Source organism: Phytoactinopolyspora halotolerans (assembly GCF_010550675.1).
Lineage (GTDB): Bacteria > Actinomycetota > Actinomycetes > Jiangellales > Jiangellaceae > Phytoactinopolyspora > Phytoactinopolyspora halotolerans.
Window position 1 is genome coordinate 64,325 of record NZ_JAAGOA010000005.1, and the last position, 20,879, is coordinate 85,203.

The 20,879-nt window shown below is 69.2% G+C and carries 15 protein-coding genes; 8 read left to right on the forward strand and 7 right to left on the reverse strand.

Annotated features, from left to right (window positions below; genetic code table 11):
• Positions 1-29: 29 nt before the first annotated feature.
• From G1H10_RS08485 to G1H10_RS08505, 5 genes are all read right to left on the reverse strand, one after another.
• The gene (locus G1H10_RS08485; RefSeq protein WP_216853041.1) at positions 30-1,343 is read right to left on the reverse strand and encodes an oligopeptide/dipeptide ABC transporter ATP-binding protein; all 1,314 of its coding nucleotides are present in this window, start codon (positions 1,341-1,343) and stop codon (positions 30-32) included.
• Positions 1,327-2,349, reverse strand: coding sequence for an ABC transporter ATP-binding protein (locus tag G1H10_RS34470; protein WP_163735586.1), 1,023 nt, complete (start codon positions 2,347-2,349; stop codon positions 1,327-1,329). Before G1H10_RS34470 ends, G1H10_RS08485 begins: the two co-directional genes overlap by 17 nt.
• Entirely contained in the window at positions 2,346-3,440 is a 1,095-nt protein-coding gene (locus tag G1H10_RS08495) for an ABC transporter permease (RefSeq protein ID WP_163735589.1), read from the reverse strand. Before G1H10_RS08495 ends, G1H10_RS34470 begins: the two co-directional genes overlap by 4 nt.
• Complete coding sequence (locus tag G1H10_RS08500; protein ID WP_216853042.1) at positions 3,440-4,471, reverse strand: ABC transporter permease; 1,032 nt, start codon at positions 4,469-4,471, stop codon at positions 3,440-3,442. Before G1H10_RS08500 ends, G1H10_RS08495 begins: the two co-directional genes overlap by 1 nt.
• 112 nt (positions 4,472-4,583) lie before the next feature.
• Positions 4,584-6,209, reverse strand: a complete 1,626-nt coding sequence (locus tag G1H10_RS08505; RefSeq protein ID WP_163735592.1) for an ABC transporter substrate-binding protein — start codon at positions 6,207-6,209, stop codon at positions 4,584-4,586.
• 244 nt (positions 6,210-6,453) lie between these two features.
• Between G1H10_RS08505 and G1H10_RS08510 the strand changes: the two genes are divergently transcribed.
• The 8 genes from G1H10_RS08510 to G1H10_RS08545 all read left to right on the forward strand — a co-directional run bounded on the left by G1H10_RS08510 (position 6,454) and on the right by G1H10_RS08545 (position 15,850).
• The gene (locus G1H10_RS08510) at positions 6,454-7,311 is read left to right on the forward strand and encodes a carbohydrate ABC transporter permease (protein WP_163735595.1); all 858 of its coding nucleotides are present in this window, start codon (positions 6,454-6,456) and stop codon (positions 7,309-7,311) included.
• The gene (locus G1H10_RS08515; RefSeq protein WP_163735599.1) at positions 7,308-8,606 is read left to right on the forward strand and encodes an ABC transporter substrate-binding protein; all 1,299 of its coding nucleotides are present in this window, start codon (positions 7,308-7,310) and stop codon (positions 8,604-8,606) included. Before G1H10_RS08510 ends, G1H10_RS08515 begins: the two co-directional genes overlap by 4 nt.
• Before the next feature lie 3 nt (positions 8,607-8,609).
• On the forward strand, positions 8,610-9,638 hold the full coding sequence (locus G1H10_RS08520; protein WP_174264188.1) for an ABC transporter ATP-binding protein: 1,029 nt from the start codon (positions 8,610-8,612) through the stop codon (positions 9,636-9,638).
• Positions 9,635-10,513 carry a carbohydrate ABC transporter permease gene (locus G1H10_RS08525; RefSeq protein WP_163735601.1) on the forward strand — a complete coding sequence of 293 codons (879 nt, stop codon included), beginning with the start codon at positions 9,635-9,637 and terminating at the stop codon, positions 10,511-10,513. Before G1H10_RS08520 ends, G1H10_RS08525 begins: the two co-directional genes overlap by 4 nt.
• On the forward strand, positions 10,510-11,091 hold the full coding sequence (locus G1H10_RS08530; protein ID WP_163735603.1) for a hypothetical protein: 582 nt from the start codon (positions 10,510-10,512) through the stop codon (positions 11,089-11,091). The genes G1H10_RS08525 and G1H10_RS08530 overlap by 4 nt, the downstream gene beginning before the upstream one ends.
• A 211-nt stretch (positions 11,092-11,302) precedes the next feature.
• A complete protein-coding gene (locus tag G1H10_RS08535; protein WP_163735606.1) occupies positions 11,303-13,693 on the forward strand; it encodes a WD40/YVTN/BNR-like repeat-containing protein in 2,391 nt (796 codons plus the stop codon).
• 21 nt (positions 13,694-13,714) lie between these two features.
• On the forward strand, positions 13,715-14,398 hold the full coding sequence (locus tag G1H10_RS08540; protein ID WP_163735610.1) for a GntR family transcriptional regulator: 684 nt from the start codon (positions 13,715-13,717) through the stop codon (positions 14,396-14,398).
• A 114-nt stretch (positions 14,399-14,512) separates the two neighbouring features.
• A complete protein-coding gene (locus G1H10_RS08545; protein ID WP_163735613.1) occupies positions 14,513-15,850 on the forward strand; it encodes a PucR family transcriptional regulator in 1,338 nt (445 codons plus the stop codon).
• Positions 15,851-15,884: 34 nt separating this feature from the next.
• Here the strand turns inward: G1H10_RS08545 and G1H10_RS08550 are convergent, their stop codons facing one another.
• Entirely contained in the window at positions 15,885-17,915 is a 2,031-nt protein-coding gene (locus tag G1H10_RS08550) for a CocE/NonD family hydrolase (RefSeq protein WP_163735616.1), read from the reverse strand.
• Between the two features lie 260 nt (positions 17,916-18,175).
• The gene (locus G1H10_RS08555; protein WP_163735619.1) at positions 18,176-20,851 is read right to left on the reverse strand and encodes a M64 family metallopeptidase; all 2,676 of its coding nucleotides are present in this window, start codon (positions 20,849-20,851) and stop codon (positions 18,176-18,178) included.
• Positions 20,852-20,879 lie beyond the last annotated feature (28 nt).

A 20,879-nucleotide genomic window follows, 5' to 3' on the forward strand; every position in this document is an offset into this window, starting at 1 on the left:
TAGGGCACGAGAAAACCTACTTCACATGATCATTTAGGCCGGAGCTCGGGGTTGTGGAGGTGGCAGGCGACGTCGATGTTGCCGGCGGGTCCGAGCGCCGGGTCCACGCCAGCGCGGAACCGGACCGTCACCGTACCGTCGTCGCTGTCGATGCTTTCCACGCCGCGCCACAGCGGTTCGTCCGGGTCGTGTGCCCGGGCCTCGTCCAACAGCGACACCAGTTCCGGCGCACGGTCTCCCACCTTCAGCCGCACCTGCTCCTGGTACCCCTCGATCTCGTCCAGCTCGCCGACGAGCGCGGATTCTCTCTCCCACACCTCTTCGCCGAGTTCGGTCCAGCGCCGCTCGAACATCGCCCGCAGGTCCCTCGCCTCCCAGCCGCACGGCTCGAACGCATACGGGCAGCGTGGATGGAACGAGCACCCGTGCGGCGGTGCGGCGGCGTCCGCGATCTCGCCCCGCGGCAGATCGCGCGGGACCTGCCGCTCCGGGTCGGGGTCCGGGACGGCCCGCAGCAGCGCCTGGGTGTACGGGTGCTTCGGATCGGCGAAGATCTCGTCGGTCGGGCCGATCTCGACGATCCGCCCCATGTACATGATCGCCACCCGGTCGCAGAAGAACTTGGCGGTGGCCAGGTCGTGCGTGATGTAGACATACGTCAGGTCGAGGTCGGCCCGCAGCTCGAGCATCAGCTCCAGGATCTTCGCCCGCACGCTCATATCCAGCATCGAGATCGGCTCATCCGCAACCAGGAGCTCCGGGCCGCAGATGATCGCCCGGGCGATCACGGCGCGCTGCTTCTGTCCGCCGGACAGCTCCACGGGCAACTTGTCGAGGAACTGCTCGGCGGGGACCAGACCGACGCGTTCAATCGCCTCCGCCGCACGGGCTCGGCCCTCCGCGCGGCTGCCCACCAACCCATGGATGCGCAATGGGTGCGCGACGGCGGTGCTGATGTCCATGGACGGGTTCAACGCTGCGTGCGGGTCCTGGAACACCATCTGCAAGCGGCGACGCATCGGGCGCAGCTGCCGCTGGTTCAGCTCCGCCAGGTCCTGACCGCCGTATGTGATGTGCCCGGCCGTGGCCGGCACGAGCCCGAGCAGCGCCCGCCCCAGTGTGGTCTTGCCGCTTCCGGACTCGCCTACCAGCCCCAGCACCTCGCCCCGGCGCAGGGCAAGGTTCACCCCGTCCACGGCCTTGACCGTCGCACCCCCGCCGCCGAGCAATCGAGCCAGCGCGCTACCGCGCAGCTCATAGTGGACCCGCAGATCGCGGATATCCATCAGTGTCGGACGGGCGTCGCTCTCGACGGCGGTGCTCGGTTCAGGCTTCGTCGGCAACGGTGATCTCCTCCCGCACAAGTGGATCGCGGCCGTCGGCGGGGATGAGGCCGTCGGGTCCATGTAGCCAGCACTCGACCGTCTGCGGACCGACGACGACGGGCTCCGGGAACCGCTCCGGGCACACCCGCATGGCCGACGGACACCTCGGGTGGAAACGGCAACCGGACGGCGGCTCCACCAGGTCGGGCGGCGCCCCGGGGATGTAGTGCAGGCCCGTCGTCGCCAGCGAGATGGTCGAGCGCAGCAGCTCCCTGGTGTAGGGGTGTTGCGGCCGGGCGAACACCTCGGTCACCGGCCCCTGCTCGACGATCCGCCCGGCATACATCACCGCCACCCGGTCACATGCCTCTGCGACGATGCCCAGGTTGTGCGTGATGAAGAGCAGCGCCGTGTCGAAGTTGCGGCGCAGGTCGCCGAGGATGGAGATGATCTGCGCCTCGACCAGCACATCCAGGGCTGTCGTAGGCTCGTCGGCGACGACGAACGACGGCCGCAGTACCAGCGCCAGGGCGATCATGATGCGTTGCCGCATGCCGCCGGAGAACTCGTGCGGGTACGCCCGGTACCGGGTCGGCGGGATGCCCATGGCCCGCAACACCTCGATGCCACGGTGCTGGATCTGCTCCTTGGAGAGGCCGGGCTCGTGGGTGCGCAACGTCTCCTCGAAATGCTCGGAGACCCGCAGTAGAGGATTGAGGCGGGTCAGCGGCTCCTGAAAGATGAGGCCAAGGTCGGGCCCGCGCAGCAACTGGACCTCCCGCGGCGTGGCGGTCACCAGGTTCCGGCCCTGGTAGCCCACCTCGCCGTCGAGCTTGGCTCCGCGCGGCAGCAGGCCGAGCACACCACGGCCGAGCGTCGACTTGCCGCAGCCGGACTCGCCGACCAGGCCCAGCGTCTCCCCGGGACGCAGGTCGAACGAAACGCCGTCGACGGCACGGACCGGTCCGCGCTCTGTGCCGTACCAGACGCGGAGATCGCGCACGGAGAGGACCGAGGCGGTCACGACGCATCACCGTCCTTCGAGGTTTCCTGTTCGGGACGTTCACCGGCGGCGCCCCGCTCTCGTCCGGTACCGGCTCCGGCCGCATCCGGGGCCGACGTCCGGCTGGTCAGCTCGGGCATGCTGACCGGCAGCAGCCGCCGCACCCGGATCGCGGGGTTCATGGTCTCGTTGAGCCCTTCACCCATCAGCGTCAGCCCCATCACCAGCAGGACGATCGCCAGCCCTGGGAAGAGCCCGGTCCACCAGATCCCCGCGCCCGTGTCCGCCACCGCACGCTGCAGGTCATACCCCCACTCCGCCGCTTCGGTCGGTTGGATGCCATAGCCGAGAAACCCCAGCCCGGCAAGGGTGAGGATGGCATCGGCGGCGTTGAGCGTGGCGATCACCGGCACGCTCTGGATCACGTTGGTCAGCAGGTAGCGGACCATGATGGTGACCGGCTTCGCGCCCATCGCGCGCGCCGCCTCCACGTATGTCTGCTCCTTGGCGCTGACGGTCGCCGCCCGCACCACACGGAAGTACTGCGGCACGTAGACGGCCGTGATCGCCAGCGCGGCGGTCGACGCGCCGCCGCCGACGTACTCGGAGAGCAGGAATGCGACGACGATCGCCAGCAACAAGGCGGGGAGCGCGAACAACGCGTCCATGATCATCACCAGGACACGGTCCACCCATCGGCCGACGAACCCCGCCAGCAGTCCCAGCAACACACCGATGAACAGCGAGAACATCAGCGCGAGCAGCACCACGGTGACCGCCGTTCGAGCACCCCAGACCACCCGGCTGAAGACGTCGAATCCCTGGGTCGTGGTGCCGAAGAGGTGGTCGCCGCCCGGTTCCAGGTGGGTGGCGAAGCGCTGCCCGTCGTCGCCGGAGACCTGGGCGAACCCGAACGGAGCGAGCAGCGGCGCGAAGACGGCCGTCAACACCATCAGGACCACCAGGACGGTGCCGGTCACCAGCATGAAGCGGCCGACTCCGTGCGAGCTCCGGTACGGCCGTGCTATGCCCCGCAGAGCACGACCGGCGCGGCCACGACCCTGGGGGAACGGCCCGCCACCGCCGGACAGTGGTGTGTTCGGCGTGGCCATCAGTACCTCACCCTCGGATCGATGATCGCGTTGATGATGTCGATCAGCAACGACGCCGTGACGACGACGAGGGCGATCAGCGTGATGATGCCCTGCACGGCCACGTAATCGCGGCTGTCGAGGTAGCGGACCAGCTGGCTGCCGATGCCGTTCCAGTTGAACGTCTGCTCGGTCAGGATCGCCCCGCCCAGCAACAGCGCCACCTGCAGGCCGAGAATGGTGACGAACGGCACCATCGCGTTGCGGAACGCATGCTGCACCACCACCCGGCGCTCCCGGATCCCCCGCGCCCGCGCCGCCTCCACATAATCGCTGCGCAGTGTCTGGATCAGGTTGATCCGCACGATACGCAGGAAGACGCCGGAGAGCAGCAGCCCCAGCGTCACAGCGGGCAGGATCAGATGTTCCAGGCCGTTCCAGAACGCCTCGGTGTCGCCCGCCAGCAGGGCGTCGAGCAGGAAGATGTTCGTCTCCGACGGTACCCGGGCCAGGACGATCGGGCTCGCCTGGGAGCTGGACGGCAGCCAGCCCAGGCCACGCGCGAACGCCAGCTGCAACAGCAGCCCCAGGAAGAACACCGGGGCGGCGTAGGTCAGGATGCCGAAGACCCGCAGCGACGCGTCCAGCCCGGTGTCCCGATAGCGGCCGGCCAGCAACCCGAGCGGCAGCCCGATCAGCAACGCCACCAGGAACGCCGCCAGGGTCAGGGTGAGGGTCGCACCGCCGTTGACCGCGAAGATCTGCGTCACCGGCCGGCTGTCGACGATCGTGGTGCCGAGATCGAACCGCAGGATGCCGGAGAGATACTCACCGTATTGGACGATGACCGGCCGGTCGTATCCGGCGGCCGCCCGCAGCTCCGCCAGCTGCTCGGGTGACCGCTGCCCGCCGAGCGCCACGGTCACCGGGTCCCCGGGCGCCACCCGCATGAGGACGAAGACGATCGTGAGAATGACCAGAACCTGGGGGACGAAGAGCAAGACCCGAGTGACCAGGTACATGCGTAGCGACCCGGAGGTGCGAGTCGACAACCTGCACCAGCCTTCCTGTCATGTCGACGACATCACCGCATGGGGCAGGGCCCCGGCACCGGCCGCGACGGCCGGCACCAGAGCCCCTCCCGCCGTTCATGTACGCCGATCACTACTCGGCCACGCCGCTCACCACGTTGTAGTAGAAGATGAACGACGGGTCCAGCGTCTCCTCGACGCCGGTCACGCCCTGCCGGACGGCGGCGATCTGGTCACGCTGCCACAGCTGGATGATGGGGACGTCCTCCGCGACGATCTCCGACGCCTGCTCCACCGCCTGGATCCGGGCGTCCTGGTCGGTGTCGGTGAGGATCACGTCGATCAGCTCATCCATCTGCTCGTTGTTGTAGTCGTAGTTCAGGAAGTTGCGCTCGGAGTGGTAGAAGGGCGCGATGTAGTTCGACGGGTCCGGGTGGTCCGGGAACCAGCCCAGGTCGAACGCGTCCATGCTGCCGTCGGAGAACGTGGTGGAGTACTGCGCCCACGACAGCTGTTCGAGCGTCACGTCGAACAGGCCGGTGTCCTCCAGCTGGCGCTCGATCTCGCCGTACATGTCGGCGATCTCCGCTCCGTACCGGTCCGGCATCCACCACAGGTCGAAAGCGACCGGTGTGTCGACGCCCGCGTCCGCCAGCAGTTGCTCCGCCGCCTCGACGTCCGGCTCGCCGTATCGGTCCTGGAACGTCGGCACATGCCCGGCGACGCCCTCCGGGACCGGCCCGTACAGCGGCGTGACCGTGCCCCGGTAGACCGACTCGGCGATCGCCTCGCGATCGATGATCTGCGCGATCGCCTGCCGGACGGCCGGCTCGTCGAACGGCTCTCGACCGACCTGGAACACCATATAGTTGATCTCGGTTCCTTCGCCGACCACCACGTCGACGCCGCGTTCGGCGCCGTTGTCCTCCAGGTCGGCGATGTCGGTGACGGACAGGCTCCGGTAGGCGATCATGACCTCGCCTTCCTCGATCGCCTGTTTCAGCGCCGACTCCTGCTGATAGAACTGGAGCACCACACCGCTGTTGTTGATCGGCCGGTCACCCGCGTAGTTCGGGTTGACCCCCAGCTGGATCTGCTGGGTGGGGTCGAACGATTCGACGGTGTAGGGACCGGACCCGAAGACCTGATCGTTCGGCTGCAGCTGATCCGCCGGGAAGTCCAGCGGCACGATAGACGCGGCCGCCGTCGTCAGCAGGAACGGAAAGGTCGCGTCCGGTTCGGCGAGGTGGAACACGACCGTCGAGTCGTCGGTCGCCTCCACGCTCTCGATTCCGCTGAGCAGCTCCCAGCCACCGGACTCGTGCTCGATGGCGAGCTGCCGGTCGACGGAGTGCACGACGTTCTCAGCGGTCATCTCGGTTCCGTCGGAGAACATCTGCCCGCTCTTGAGCGTGCACGTATAGGTGGTGTCGTCGTCCCAGTCGCACGACTCGGCCGCGTCGGGCTGAGGTTCGGTCTCGCCCAGGGGGACCGCGAGCAGCCGCTGGTACATGTTGTATGCGATGTTCCACGACGGCTTGTCATACGCGCCGGCCGGGTCGACGTTGGTCACGCTGTCGGTGGTGCCCAGGATGACGGGCAGATCCGTGGCGGGGTCGCCGCCATCGCCTTCGGCGCCGTTCTCCGCGCCGTTTCCGCTGTCGCCGGGGTCCTCGTCGTCGTCGCCGCCGCAGGCGGCCAACACCAGCGCGCCGGCTGCCGCAAGCGCGGCCGCGGCGGTGAACCTTCGTCTGCGCATCAGGTCCCCTCATTCTGGTCTGCACGCGCCCGCCGCCACCATGACGGCCGGCTGATGCTTTCGCAGATTAGTCCTCTGGCCTTGGCGCATGTAATGGCCACCGGTCCCACTGGCATAACGATCCGGTCACGCGGCGACCGTCATTCCAACACCTGACGGACGCGCCGTCGTTCGCCTTCTACGTCTGTGGTGAACCGTGGCCACAGTGGTGCCCACGGGTGCTCGGATGTGACATATTGCCGGTGTGCCGGCCAGCTTTGCCGCATATCCGACGGCCAGCAGAGTGTTCGGGCGCGTCATCGCCCCAGCCGTCCTCTCGGCGCTCTTCGCCGCCCCGCTCTGGTTCATGATCGTCGGATCGCTGCGTCCCGCCGGCCTGCCGCCGCCGCGCACGCTCGAGCTCGTCCCGCCGGAGCCGACGCTCGCCGCCTACCAGCGGCTCGGGGAGTTGATGCCGCTGTTCACCTACCTCGGCAACTCGGCCCTTGTGGTGGCCATCGGCGTCCCTGTGACGGTGGGGGTGGCCGCCATCACCGGATTCGGAGTCCGGCTGCTGGCCGCGGCCGACCGTCGCCGAGCGCTTCTGGCGCTCCTCGTGGTACTGCTCGTGCCGGTCACCGCCGTATGGGCCACCAGGTTCGAGGTGTTCCGGTTGGTGGGTGTCGTGGACACCTACATCCCGCTACTCGCGCCGGCGTTGCTCGCGGTGAGTCCCTTCCTGATCCTGCTGTACGCCTGGAGCTACGGCGGCATACCCGACAGCCAGCTGCACGCGGCCCGTTTGGAGGGCGCCGGCTGGCTGACGATCTGGCGCCGGCTGGCCCTCCCGCAGGTCCGGCCGGCGACGCTGGCCGCCGCCGTGCTCGCGTTCACCTTTCATTGGGGGAACTTCATCGACCCGTTGCTCTATCTGCATAGCGGCGACCGCTACACCCTCCCGCTGGGCCTGCAGTTCCTGCGGCTGCTCAACCCCACGGACTGGCCCGTGCTCATGGCCGGGTGCGTCGTCGCGACGCTGCCCTGCGTCGCCGTCTTCCTGCTGGCTCAGCGGATCCTGCTGAGCGACGACCCGTTGGCCGCACTCCGAGGAGGACGACGTTGACCCGCTCCGCGCTCGCTCGCGCCTGCGTCTGTGCCCTGGTGCCGATCTCCGTCGCCGCCTGCTCCGGCGGCTCTGCCGCGCCGCCGGAGCAGGCGGAGGTCTCCGTGGTGCTCTTCGGCGACGCCGAAGAGGTGGCCGGCTACGAGACACTGGTGGACGCGTTCGAGTCGGCCAACGACGACGTCGACATCGCGCTCTCCCCCGTCGCCACTCAGGACGACCTCATGGCCAGACTGACCACATCGTTCGCCGGCGGGAGCCCGCCCGACGTGTTCCTGCTGAACTTCCGGCGCTACGGCCAGTTCGCCGCACAGGGCGTCATCGAGCCGGTCCAGGCCCACCTCGACCGCAGCGATGTGCTCGACGAGAGCGACTTCAGCCCGGCGGCGCTGGACGCGTTCCGGTTCGACGGCGAAGAGCTCACCTGCCTGCCGCAGAACCTGTCGTCACTGGTCGTGTACTACAACGCCGACATGTTCGAGGCGGCCGGCGTCCCGCCGCCGGCGGCCGGCTGGAACTGGGACGACTTCCTGACCGCGGCGCAGGCGCTCACCGCGGACGGCACATACGGCCTGGGCGTGCAGCCCTCGCTGATCCGGCTGGCACCGTTCGTCTGGTCGAATGGCGGCGACGTCGTCGACCACCCCGACCGGCCTACGACGTTGACTCTCACCGGCGACGCCGATCCGGCCGCGCGCGAGGCAGTCGACTGGTTCCTCGATCTCCAGCTCGTGCACGGAGTGGTCCCGCCGGACGCCGAGGAGCAGAGCGAGTCCAGTGAGGCCAGATTCCTGCGCGGCACCCTCGGCATGTATCTGAGCAGCCGGGTCGCCGTGCCCACCTTGCGCACCATCGACTCCTTCAGCTGGGACGTCACGCCGCTGCCCGTCGCACCCGGTGGAGAACCGGCGTCGATCCTGCACAGCGACGCCTACTGCATGAGCGCCGACCGTCCCGACCACACCGCGGCCTGGCGGTTCATCGAGTTCGCGATGGGTGTCGAGGGGCAGGAGATCCTGGCCGAGTCCGGGCGCACGGTGCCGTCCCGGCTCGATGTCGCTCGTTCCGACGTCTTCACGGAGCCCGATCAGCCGCCCGCGTCGTCGCACGTATATCTCGACGCGGAGCCGCACCTGCGCGCGACCCCGCGCACCGCCGCCTGGCCACGGGTGGAACGGGAGGCGAACACCCTGCTGGAGGAGGTGTTCTACGGAAGGATCGACCGTGAGGAAGGGCTGCGGCGGCTGGACGAGGAGCTCCGTCCGCTGTTCGAACTCACCGTGGAAGGGCGGTGACCGATGCGCCGCGAGCATGCGCCGGCCCTGCCGGGCGGAATCCGTCTGCAGGCATTGACCAAGACGTACGGTCGGGTCTCGGCGGTGGACGGCGTCGACCTGGAGGTGGCCGTCGGGGAGTTCGTCACGGTGGTGGGTCCGTCGGGCTCGGGGAAGTCCACTCTGTTGCGGCTGATCGCCGGTCTGGAGGCGCCGGACGTGGGCGGGGTCTGGATCGACGGGCTCGACATGAGTCGTGTGCCGCCGCATCGGCGCTCCGTGGCCTTGGTCTTCCAGGACTACGCGCTCTACCCGCATCTGACCGTGGTGGAGAACATCCTGTTCGGGCTGCGTGTCCGGCGGGTTCCGCGGGCTGAAGCGCGACGCCAGGCGGGCGAGGCGGCCGAGCAACTGGGCCTGGCCGACGTGCTCGACCGATATCCCGACCAGTTGTCGGGTGGCCAGCGGCAACGGGTGGCGCTCGCCCGGGCGCTGGTGCGCGCGCCGAGCGCTTACCTCCTGGATGAGCCGCTGGCCGGCCTCGACGCGCAGCTACGGCTCTCCACCCGCGCCGACCTGCTGGCCTTGCACCGCGATCTCGGCGCCACCACGGTCCATGTGACCCATGACCAGGCGGAGGCGATGACGCTCGGCGACCGGGTGGTGATCATGGCCGGCGGACGGATCCGGCAGGCGGGTCCGCCGCAGGAGGTGTACGACCGCCCGGCGGACACGTTCGTCGCCGGTTTCCTCGGCAGTCCGCCGATGAACATCGTGCCCGGCGGGGGCGTCTTGGGCGGCGGCGCCGCGACACGCGTCGGGGTGCGCCCGGAGGATCTGCGCGTCGACGACGACGGCCCGATCGAGACCACGCTTGAGGCCGTGGAGAGCCTGGGCAATGAGACCATACTGGTCACCCGGTGTGCGGACGGCACCCGGCTGGTGGCACGCGCCGCACCGCGGCTGGGACTGGCCGCCGGCGATCCGGTCCGGCTGTGCCCGGACCCCGAACGCATTCACCTGTTCGACGCGAACAGCGGGCGCCGTGTATGACATCCCCGCGCAACGGCACCTCGACCGGGTGGGGGTTTCTCGCACCATACGGCGTGGCGGTCGTCCTGCTGATCGCGTTGCCGGCCGCGCTGAACATCGGCTACGCGTTCACCGACCACACCGGTCTGACCCGAGACCCGCAGTTCGTCGGCCTGGACAACGTGCGGCGGCTGACGGAGGACACGTTCTTCCTGGACAGCGTGGCGGCCTCGCTGTTCCACGTCACGTTGTCGGTGCCGTTGCGCCTGTTGGCAGCGGTGGGGCTGGGCCTGCTACTGGCCGCGCCGAGGCCGGGCGGCCGGTGGTATCGCACGGCCGTCTACCTGCCGACGGTGATCCCCGACGTGGCGCTCGCGGTGCTGTTCCTCTGGGTGCTCAACCCGCTGTACGGGCCGCTGAACCAGCTGCTCGGGTTGTTCGGGCATTCCGGCTTCAACTGGCTGGCCGATCCGGTCACGGCCCGGGTCGGGGTGGTGCTGATGCTGCTGTTTCCGATCGGGGAAGGGTTCGTGGTGGTGCTGGCCGCGCGCCGGATGCTCGACGGCCGGCTCTACGAGGCGGCGGCGCTGGAGGGCTGCGGCCCGCTCGGCCGGCTGCGCAGGATCACGCTTCCGCTGCTGGCGCCGGTCCTGGTGCTGCTCGCCGTCCGGGATACCGTCCTGACGCTGCAGGTCAACTTCGTGCCCGCGTATATCCTCACCGACGGCCGGCCCGCCAACGCCACCCTGTACCTCCCGGTGTACATCTTCGACCAGGCCTTCGAGTTCTCCGGCTTCGCGTACGCCGCCCTGATCAGCATCGTGCTGATGGCGATCACGGCGGCGATCATCGCGGCCCAGATGTTGACCGTGCGACGTTGGCGGGTGATGAGATGACCGTTCGAGATGTGCGGGCGACGATGTGGACTGCGGCGATGTCCGCAGCCCGGGCCACAGCCCGGGCGGCCGTGCCAGCAGCCGTACCGTCCGTGGTGCCGGCCGTCGTCCTCGCGGTCCTCGCCGTCGTGCTCGCGTCGTGCGGCGGCACGTCCCCGGATCAGGATGCCGCCGCGGCGTCGGACCCGGCGGATCGTGCGGGGGCGATGCTGGACAATCTGCCGTCCTGCGATCGCGTGCCGATGGACGAGGAACCCGAGGTGAGCACGGATGCGGCCGGGGAGTTCCTCCCGGATGGAGCCCGCGTGACGTCCGCCCGGGAACAGGGGAACCTCACCTCGATCGAGGCGACCGTCCGCATGACACCCCTCGACCTGCGTGCCGACTACGAGGGCCGCACCGACATCGAGATCCTCCGCATCGAGGATGAGGTGTTCGAGACCGAGGTGCTGGCCCGGACGGCGGGACGACGCATGTACCTACGGGCCACCGCACTCTGCGCGGACGGGACGGCGCTGAGCGCGGTGCTCGGTCCCGATTCCGACGACGCGGGTCTGCCGGAGTTCCAGAGCGACTGACGCCGCGCAGACCGCACGGCCGCACCAACAACGCAGCCGCACCATCAGCGCAACCGCAGCACCGGACGGCTGCGGCTGGGCGACTCGACACTTGTTCTAACCGTCCGCGGTGATTCCCAGCAGATGATCGGTGACGATCTCCCGCACCGCGCCTAGGGTGCGCAGGTATCCTACCGACCCCGCTCGTCCCGCGCTGGACAGGGAGGCACGCATGAGATTCCGTGCTCGCTACCGCCGAAGTATCACGGTGGCGGCCATCGTCGCCCCGGTGGCCGCGTTGACGTTGACCGCGTCATTGATCTCCGCCGGCGATCAGCGGTCCTTGGCGACGACGACGCCCACCGGTCCGATGGAGCTGCCCGATGAGTGGATGGCCACGCAGCGGCTGAGTGACGGAAGCACGGAGCTGTCCGCCGAGACGTACGCCTCCGCCCGGGCGGAGGCGGCCGGCGTCGAGCTCCGCACCCGGAACATCTACCGCCACCTCGCCGACCAGGAGTGGGAGTTCTTCGGGCCGGGCAACATCGGCGGCCGCGTCGTCGACATCGCCGTCGACCCTGAGGTCGAGGATCAGATCTTCATCGCCGCCGCCTCCGGCGGAGTGTGGAGGTCGAGCGACGCCGGCATGACCTACGAACCCGTCTGGCCCGACGACTGGGTGCAGGGCATGGGTGCGGTCGCGATGACCAGCGACGGGACCCTCTTTGCCGGCACGGGGGAGGCACAGCCGGGAGGCGGCTCCATCACCTTCGGCGGCGACGGCGTCTACCGGTCGCCCGATCGCGGCGAGACGTGGGAGCACGTGGGCCTCTCCGACAGCCACGCGATCGCGCGGTTCGCCATCGATCCCAGCGACGAGGACCGCATCTTCGCCGCGGCGACCGGCAACCTGTTCACCCCCGGCGGCGAACGCGGCGTGTACCTCAGCGAGGACGGCGGGGACACCTGGAACCAGGTTCTCCCCCCGCTGAACGACACCACCGGCGCCACCGAGGTCCTCATCGATCCGTCCGATCCGGACCGGGTGTACGCGGCGATGTGGGATCACCTCCGGGAACCGCATCAGCGCACCTACGGCGGACCCGGCTCGAGCCTCTGGCGTTCGGACGACGGCGGGCAGACCTGGCAGCGGATGACCGACGGGCTCCCCACCGACGACGACCAGGGTCGCTGGGGCATCGCGCTGGCGCCGAGCGATCCGCAGCGCCTCTACGCCTACGTCGGCACCGCGCTGGGCCCGTTCCGCGCGTTCTACCGCTCCGACGACGGCGGGGATACCTGGGAGCAGACGCCGGTCACCGCCGCGCAGGCGTCGCAGTCCACGTTCAGCTGGTGGTTCGGCAAGATATGGGTGGATCCGGCGGACAAGGACCACGTCTTCCTCGCCGGGGTGAATCTGATGCGTTCCACCGATGGCGCCATGTCCTTCAGCAGCTCCGGCGGCGTCCATGCCGACCAGCACAAGATGGCGTGGGATCCGGCGGTTCCCGACCGGGTGTATCTGGGCAACGACGGCGGCGTGTACCGGTCCGACGCCAACGGCGCGGGCGGCACCTGGACGAAGGCGACATACGAGCCGTACACGCAGTTCTACTCGGTGGACGTGGCCGAGACCGATCCTGCACTGCACGTCGGCGGCACCCAGGACAACGGCTGCAATCGAGGGTACGACGGCGTCGGTGGGCCGTGGGCGTCGATCGGCTGCGGCGACGGCCTGCAGGTGATCATCCATCCGGCGGACCCGACGATCGTCTTCGGCTGCAGCCAGTACGGATCCTGCTACCGCTCGGAGAACAGCGGCGGCACCCCACGCCAGAGCATCGGCGCGAACCAGACCACCTCGTCCCGGCGCAACTGGTTCACACCGCTGCAGTTCGACCCGAGCGACCCGGAGGTCATGTACTACGCGGGCAACATCGTCAACCGTTCCACCGACAACGGCCGTACCTGGGAGCCGATCAGCCCGGATCTGACCGGCGGCGGCCCGAACGATCCGGCCGGCTACCCGTGGGGAACCGTGACGACGGTGGCCGCGGCACCGACCGACGGCGACCGGCTCTACGCGGGCACCGACGACGGCAAGGTGTGGTGGACCGACGACCTCGGCGAGACCTGGACCGAAGTGGATCCGGGGCAGCTGCCCGGCACCTGGGTGACCCGGATCGCCGTGCACCCGGCGGACGAGAAGATCGCCTACGCCGCATTCTCCGGCTTCCGTTCCGGAAGCGATCGGCCGCACGTGATGGTGACCCAGGACGGCGGCACGACCTGGACCGACATCGGCCGTGGCCTGCCGGACGCGCCGGTGAACTCGGTGCTGCCGACGCCCGACGGGCTGTTGCTGGTCGGCACGGACGTCGGTGTGTACGTGTCGGCATGGAACGGCGGCGAGTGGGCGTCCCTGGGCGAGGACCTGCCGATGGCGGCGGTGCTGTACATGCGCTACCACGAGTCCACGCGTCAGCTCAGTGTCGCCACGTTCGGCCGCGGCATCTTCGACACGACGGTGCCGGTGTGCCGCGGCGCGTCGACCAGGTTGCCGCTGCGCGAGCCGGGCGTCGGCGTGCGCGGTGCCTTGTCCTCGTGCCGGGCGGCTCAGTGAGCCGAGCGGAGGGCGTGCCGCATGCACGAGACCGGGCGCGACGGGTTGCCGTCCTTCGGCAGGCGCACCAGCCTGCGTGAGCAGGTCGCGGAGGCGCTACGTGCGGCCGTGGTCTCGGGTGAGATGAAGCCGGGGCAGGTCTACTCTGCCCCGGCGCTCGCCGCGCGCTTCGAGGTGTCCGCCACGCCGGTACGGGAGGCCATGCTCGACCTCGCCAAGCAGGGACTTATCGAGGTCGTGCCGAACAAGGGTTTCCACGTCACGGCGGTATCGGACGGTGAGCTGGATCAGATCACCGAGATCCGCCTTCTGCTGGAGCCTCCCGCGGCCGCCAGAGCGGCGGAGCGGGCCACCGCCGAGCAGGTCCGTGCGCTGTTCCCACTCGCTCAGGCGATCGTGGACGCGGCGGCCGACGCGGACCTGATCAGGTACATCGAAGCGGACACCGAGTTCCATCGGCGACTGTTGGAGCTCGGCGGTAATCTGCGGCTCGTGGCGGTGGTGACGGAGTTGCGGGCTCGGACCCGGCTGTACGGCCTGGCCGGGCTCGCCGAACGGGGGCTCCTGGAAGCCAGCGCGAAGGAGCATGTGACGATGTGTGATCACGTGGCGGCCGGGCGGGGCGTGGAGCTGAGCGAGCTGATGCACGTCCATATCGGTCACGTGCGCCGGGAGTGGGCCGGCCCGAAAGAGCGCACACAATGACTGGTCACCTTTGTAACGTTTATCCGGCCTATAAGTATCTATCTTTGTAACATGTCATATGTCATACTGCAGATCACGTGAGCCAGCCCGCAGCTTTTCCTCGCAGGAGGCGTCTTGGAACTCACGCTTCAGCAGTTGCTGGACGCGCTCGCCGAACGGGTGAAGCGTCCGGCCGTCCTGGAAGACCGGTTCATGAGGCTGGTGGCGTACAGCGCTCATGACCAAGCGATCGACGGCGTCCGCGAGGACTCCATCCTGCGCCGCCATGCCTCGCGTGAGGTGAAGAACTGGCTCACTGATTTCGGGCTGGCCACCGCCCGGCGACCCGTCCGGCTGCCCGCCAATCCTGAACTGAACATGCTGGCGCGGGTCTGCGTTCCGGTGCTGTACAAGGAGAAGGTGCTCGGATACCTGTGGTTCGTCGACGCCGACAGCACGATGAGCTCCACGGACATCGAATTCTGCACCCATGAGGCGGCCGAGATCGGTGCCCAGCTTCATCGGGAGAGCGTGGCGAGTCTGTTCTCCTCGGTCCGGCTCGCCGATGTGATGCACACGCTCCTCAGCGACTCCCCCCTGGCCGGCGAGGCGGCCCAGAGCCTGAAGGAGGCCGGCTACATCGCCAGCGACTCCGGAGTCGTCAGCGTCGTCGTCCAGGCCATCCAGCATCCGCACGGCGCCGTCGTGGACCTCGAGGACGTCATCTCTCCGGCCGTCGCCGATTTCTGCCAGTTGCTCCGTCGCGATCAGGTGCTCGACCTGATACGCAAGGATCATTGCGTCCTCATCCTCTCCTGCTCCGGTGACGACGATCCGCGGATCGGGAAACGTGTCGACATGCTCGTGCAGGTCCTGCGCTCAGCGCTCGCAGCGGCCGGCTCCAGCGCGTCGCTCATGGTCGGTGTCGGCGGCGCGCGCCCGTGCCTCGAGGACGTCCATCAGTCCTTCCACGAGGCTTGGATGTCGGTCAAGGCGGCGACGCTGCTCGCGGGGGTCGGCGACGTCGTGTACTGGTCGCGGCTGGGCATCCATCAGCTCGTCGTCAAGCTGGCCTCACTCGGCGAACAGGTGCCCGTCGTCCATCGGGGGCTCGGTGCTCTGCTCGACGATCCGGACGCGCTTCCGCTGCTGGAGACCCTCGAAACATATCTCGACGTGGCAGGCAATGCCCAGCTCACCGCCGAGCTTCTCAACCTGCACCGGACCTCCCTGTACTACCGGCTGCAGCGGTTGGAGCAGCTCGCTCAGACCGATCTGAAGGACGGCGTGGAGCGGCTCGCCCTGCATCTGGCGTTGAAGGTGGCACGGATGACCGGCCAGTACGCGCCACGACACGGCCGGTCGGACACCCGTGAGCGGCGGCATCCGGCAGGTCAGCCGCGCCAGGAGTCGCCCGCCGCCCCGGCGCAGGGCGCGCCCGCACCGAGGCAGCGGGTCGCGCTGACCCGCTGAACGCCCCGCTGCGGCCGCCCCGCCGCCGGTCGCCTCAGCCGCTCCCGGCCAGGCGGAGTGCGCGAGCCCCGCCGACCACGGGCAACCGCACGTGGCTGCCGCTGAGGTTCACCTCGACAGTGTTGCCGAAGTTGAACCGCGATTGGATGTTCGTGTCCACGCCGGCGATGACGATGCCGATCCGGTGCCCGGGCTCGAAGACGTAATCATCGGTCATGATGTCCCACTGCATCCGGTATGACGAACCCGGGACGAGGCTGTCCTCGCCGGCGACGAAGCTCGCTCTCGCCCAGCCACGCGCCACCACCTCATGCGGCAGGGTGCGCGTCGCGCGCTCCACGTCGGGATAGCAGCCGGTGTCCGTCGCCGTGCCCTGTCCGAAGCAGCTGATGGTGGACAGGTTCCGGATCCCGCCGCCGCTGGACCAGTCGGTCCGCTCTGCGGTTCCGTAGTCCACGATGTACGCCGACAGGCCCGCGTCGGCGCCGTCGACCGTCACCCGCAGCGATACCGACGTCGACCCGCTGATCCGCACCGGTTCGGTCAGTTCGTCGGTCATGAAGACCAGCCGCCGCTCGTCGGCGGCGAACCCGTCCTGCACGACGGAGTTCACCGGCCGCCGGGTCTCGACGAAACTCTGCGTGCGCGGCACGACGTTCGCCCGGGAGAGCCCGAGCACACCGGGCCGGGGATCGTCCGGGCCCTCCGGCCGGCCCAGGCGCAACAACGTCGTGGTGCCGCCGGGCCACGTCTGATAGGTGTCCCACTGCCCCAGGCCGTGCTCCACATCGGCCACCGGCTCGTCCATGATCCCGTTGTCGATGCCGTGCAGCCAGTGGTCGAACCATCGGTGAATCGTGTCCAGCCACTCGTCGCGCCGGAAGTCGAACGCCTTCTCGTGCGCCACCGGGGACAGCCAGATCTTGCGCGGCACGTCGTGCGCGGCCAGGGCGTCCCACCATGCGCCGTAGTTGACCGGTTTGACGTTGTAGTCGTTGGTACCGTGCACGATGAAGACGCTGGCCTTGACGTTCTCCGCGTCCCGGATGAAGTCGCGTTCGGTCCAGAACTCGTGCTCCGGGTCCGCGGTCACCTCACCCAGGGCCAGCTCGTCGCGGACGCCGCCGCACTCGGAGAACGGCGGCAGCTGATTGCCGTTCTGGATCGAGGTGGCCAGGCTCAGCGCGGTGTGTCCCTGGAAATGCACACCGTTGTGCCAGTACCACTGGTGCCAGCTGGAGATCGCCGCGATGGGAACGATCGTCGCCAGTCCGTCGACGCCGGTGGCCGCCACCCCGTTGGCCACGGTGCCGTCCCAGGACTTGCCCACCATGGCCGAGAGCCCGTTCGACCAGTCCGCGGCCACCTCGCGCCCATCCAGGTCGTAGGCGGTGCCCGACCCGTTCAGCCACTCGACGAGCTTGACCGTGTTGTCGATCTCGGCGGGCCCGCCGATGTCCAGGCACCCGGACGAACCGCGGGTGCCCGCCAGGTCGAGGTAGGCGACGGCGTAGCCGCGCGGTACGAAGTAGTTGTCGTAATAGAGCGGAAAGGCGTCGATCGGTTCTCCTGGCACCGGTTTGGTCTCACCGAGCCGTCCCCGGCCGTTGGCGTGGTAATACGGACTGGGGATGATGATCGTCGGCACCCGGAGTTCGCCGTCGGACGCGGCCGGGCGGATGATGTCGACGTAGATCTCGTCCAACTCGCCGCCGTCCTGGCTGCTTACCGCACCGGGTATGACGACGGCCTCGCGTACCGCGCCGGCGTAGTCGAAGGCCGGCTGGGTGACACCGCCGGCCACCGCGATCTCGTCCGGCTCGGCCACCGCCGACGTCGCGGCAGGTCCTGCCCGGTCCAGCCGCTGCCGTTCCTGCCACGCCGCGTCCGGATCGAGCGCGGAGCTCTCGCCGAAGACATCGGTGGCCGGCCACTCGGCGGCACCGTCGTCGACCGTGCCGTGGTCGGGTTGGGGCTGACCCATCGCTGGAATGGCCGACGCGGCGAGCAGCCCGGCGGCGATCACCACCGCCGCCCGCCGCCGCACACCTCTGAGACCTCGCACCCTGTCCCTCCGTTCCTCGCCGGATCCGCCGTCAGAGCCGAGGCTCCCGGTCGGTCTCCGGCGGACTCGCGCGGCCAGGCGGGACCAGGTGGCTCCGGCGTCGCCGCGGCGGCGTCATGGGTATCGGTATCGGTGTCACGGACCTTAAGCTCCGCGATCACACCACGTCACCGAGCATCTGAACGGACATGCGGCCGGGGCATAGAACATCTGTCGAGACCGGGCGCCCGGACCGCGCGCCCGGGCCGCACGCCCGGAGATCACAGCCCGGCGCAGTCACCCCCGGCGTGGCCGCGGACGGCGTTCGGCGCGCCGAAGTCGCGGGCGACGGCGCTGTTGCCCGTACAGCTGAGCCGGCCGCGGAACGTGTTGCCCGCGAGCACCGGACCGTAGGAGAACCCGTATTCGCTGAACCGCTCGGCCCACTCGTGGTGGGGCACCTGAGTGTTGCCGGTCAGCGTGACGGCGCCGCGGAAGGACGTGCCCGCCGCCACCACCCCTTCGACGGTCTCCGCGATCCTGGTCACCCCGTCGATCGCCGAGCCGAACAGCTGGACCGACGCCGCCCGGTCGGTGATCAGGCCGCCGTTGACCACACTGTCCCGTACCAGCAGAGAGGCGCCGGAACGTACGGTGACGGTGCCGTCGACCCGGGCGTCCTCGAGACAGGTGACACCGCTGGTGACCAGTAACGCGCCGGCGTGCTCACCGTTGATCGTCCGGGTGCACTCCGGGAGTTCGCCCGGCAGCACGGTGGCACGGTACTCCGCGGCGTCGCCGATATTGCCGGCCGGGTCGACGGCCCGGTGCTCCACCGTGTGCGTGCCGTAGCCGGGAACGAACGGGCCGTTCGGGTCGTCGGGGCCGTAGTGCTGCTCGAACGTGGCCTTCGACAGGCCTCCGGTGCCGAGATTGCCGTAGGTCAGCGCCTTCACGTCGGTACCGGAGTGCCGGAACCTGAACGGTGACTCAGGCATCGGCTCCTCCGGGAACCCGAAGTAGTTGAACCATCCGTCCTCGTTCAGCCGGAACTCGCCCACCACGTAGGGCTCACCGTCGTAGCCGGCCCGGTCGTCCTGCGGGTCCAGCCACATGTCCCAGCCGTCGAAGTACACCGGATGCTCGACCGGCCCGTCGAGCGTGGCCAGCGGCGGCGACAGTGTCCGCGGTGCGGTGGGCGAGACGTTGTCCACCGTCCAGGTCTCGGTGTCCGAGTCGCCCTGGGGGTCGGCGGGATCGGTCACCGTGGCTGTCAGCTCATAGGTACCGGAGTCGAGTTCCAGCCTGGAGAGATCGAGGTTGCGGCTGTTCTGCGGGTTCGGTATCTCCCTGCCGTCAAGCGTCCAGCCGACGTCGAGAATCCGGTCCTCCGGATGGGTCGTCTCCACGTAGACGGACTCGTCGCCGCTGACCGGACGGTCGGCCGGGGTCGAGTCGGTGATCCGAACGGGCGCCGGCTCCGACGGCGGCACCACCCGGTGCCGGCCGACGGTCCACTCACGAGTCTGGACGAACCTCGGCCCGTTATACCCGGAGTCCGTCGCCGAGCTGCCGGTGGACGGGTTGCGGACCCAGTCGATGCCGTCCGGGCCCACCGGATCGCGAACCTCGACGTGCACCACCGTGCCCGGCGCCACGTCCAGCTCGCCCAGGTCGAGGTCACGGCTGTTGTGCGTGGTCAGGACGTCGCCGTCCGGTCCACCGACACGCCACGTCACCTGCAACTCGTGAAACCTCGGATGCATGGTCTCCACCCACAGCACACTGTCCCGTGCGACCTCCCCCTCCGGCGTGTGCTGCAGGCTCATCCGGCCCTTGTCACGCTGGCCGGTGATGCGGGCCACCATGTGTTCCCGGCCCACCTGATCGAAGTAGAAGCCGATCCACCGCATCATGGAGTGCTCACTCGGGCGCCAGACGTTCGAGCCGTTGTACAACCCGCTCTCGTAGCCGTCCGGACCCGCGGCCCGGATGCGCCCACCGGACTCGCTCTCCTCACCGAGCCAGCGCCACCACTTGGCCTGCGACGCCGTCATCTCTTCCGCCGTCATCCGGGTGTGGTGGAAGGACCCCGGCTCGGTGTCGGCGTGCGGCGGGCCGGGGTCGGTGCGGCTGGAGTACGGGTACTCGTCGGCCATGGTGCCGAGGGAATGGCCGAGCTCGTGCAGCGAGATCAGCGGCGACTGCGGGCTGCCTCCCGAGGCGGTGGCGTCCCGGCCTCCGATGCCGCCGTAGGTGAACGTGTTGGAGATCGCCAGGGTCTGCACGTTCTGCGGGCCGGAGGTCGCCCCGCCGGTCGGCCGGAAGCTGCCGGCGGGCAATCCGAGCACAGGCGCCACATACGCGTTCAGGTACATCGCGCGCTGCTGGTGCCCATTGCAGCGCAGGTCACCGAGGATGCCCGGCGCCAACGGGTATTCCGGGCCGGCGCCGGGTTCGGGATGACCGGGGCAGCCGCTGCCGTTCGCTGGCCCGTCCAGCGGCTGACCGTAGGTGATGCCGCGGGCCAGGGGGTTGGTCAGGCCGTCGGAGTACCACAGCCGCAGCGGCGTGTTCTTCCGGTCTCGCTCCTCCGCCTGGGCGTCCTCGTCCGGATCGCGGCGGACGCCGGAGTCCTCCGAGACGATCTCCAGAAGATAGACGTTGATGTAGTCACGGTAGGTGCGGAACGGCTCGACACCCCACTGAATGGCTTGGTTGCGGTCGACGTCTTCCCGGCACCGATCCAGTTCCTCGTACCGGTAACCGTCGCACATGACGATGAGGTTCAGCCGCTCGCCGGGCGGCCCCGTCTCCTGAAGCGGCACCACCCTGGCGCTGCCGGCCTCCGGCCACGTGGGAAGGGTCTCGCTGGCGGACGGGACACCGGCCATCGGGACGGCAAGCACCGCCGCCGACAGAACCACAGGTGCGAGCGCAGCGATGATACGTCTCATGGGGGCTCCACCTCACAACGACGCGGGC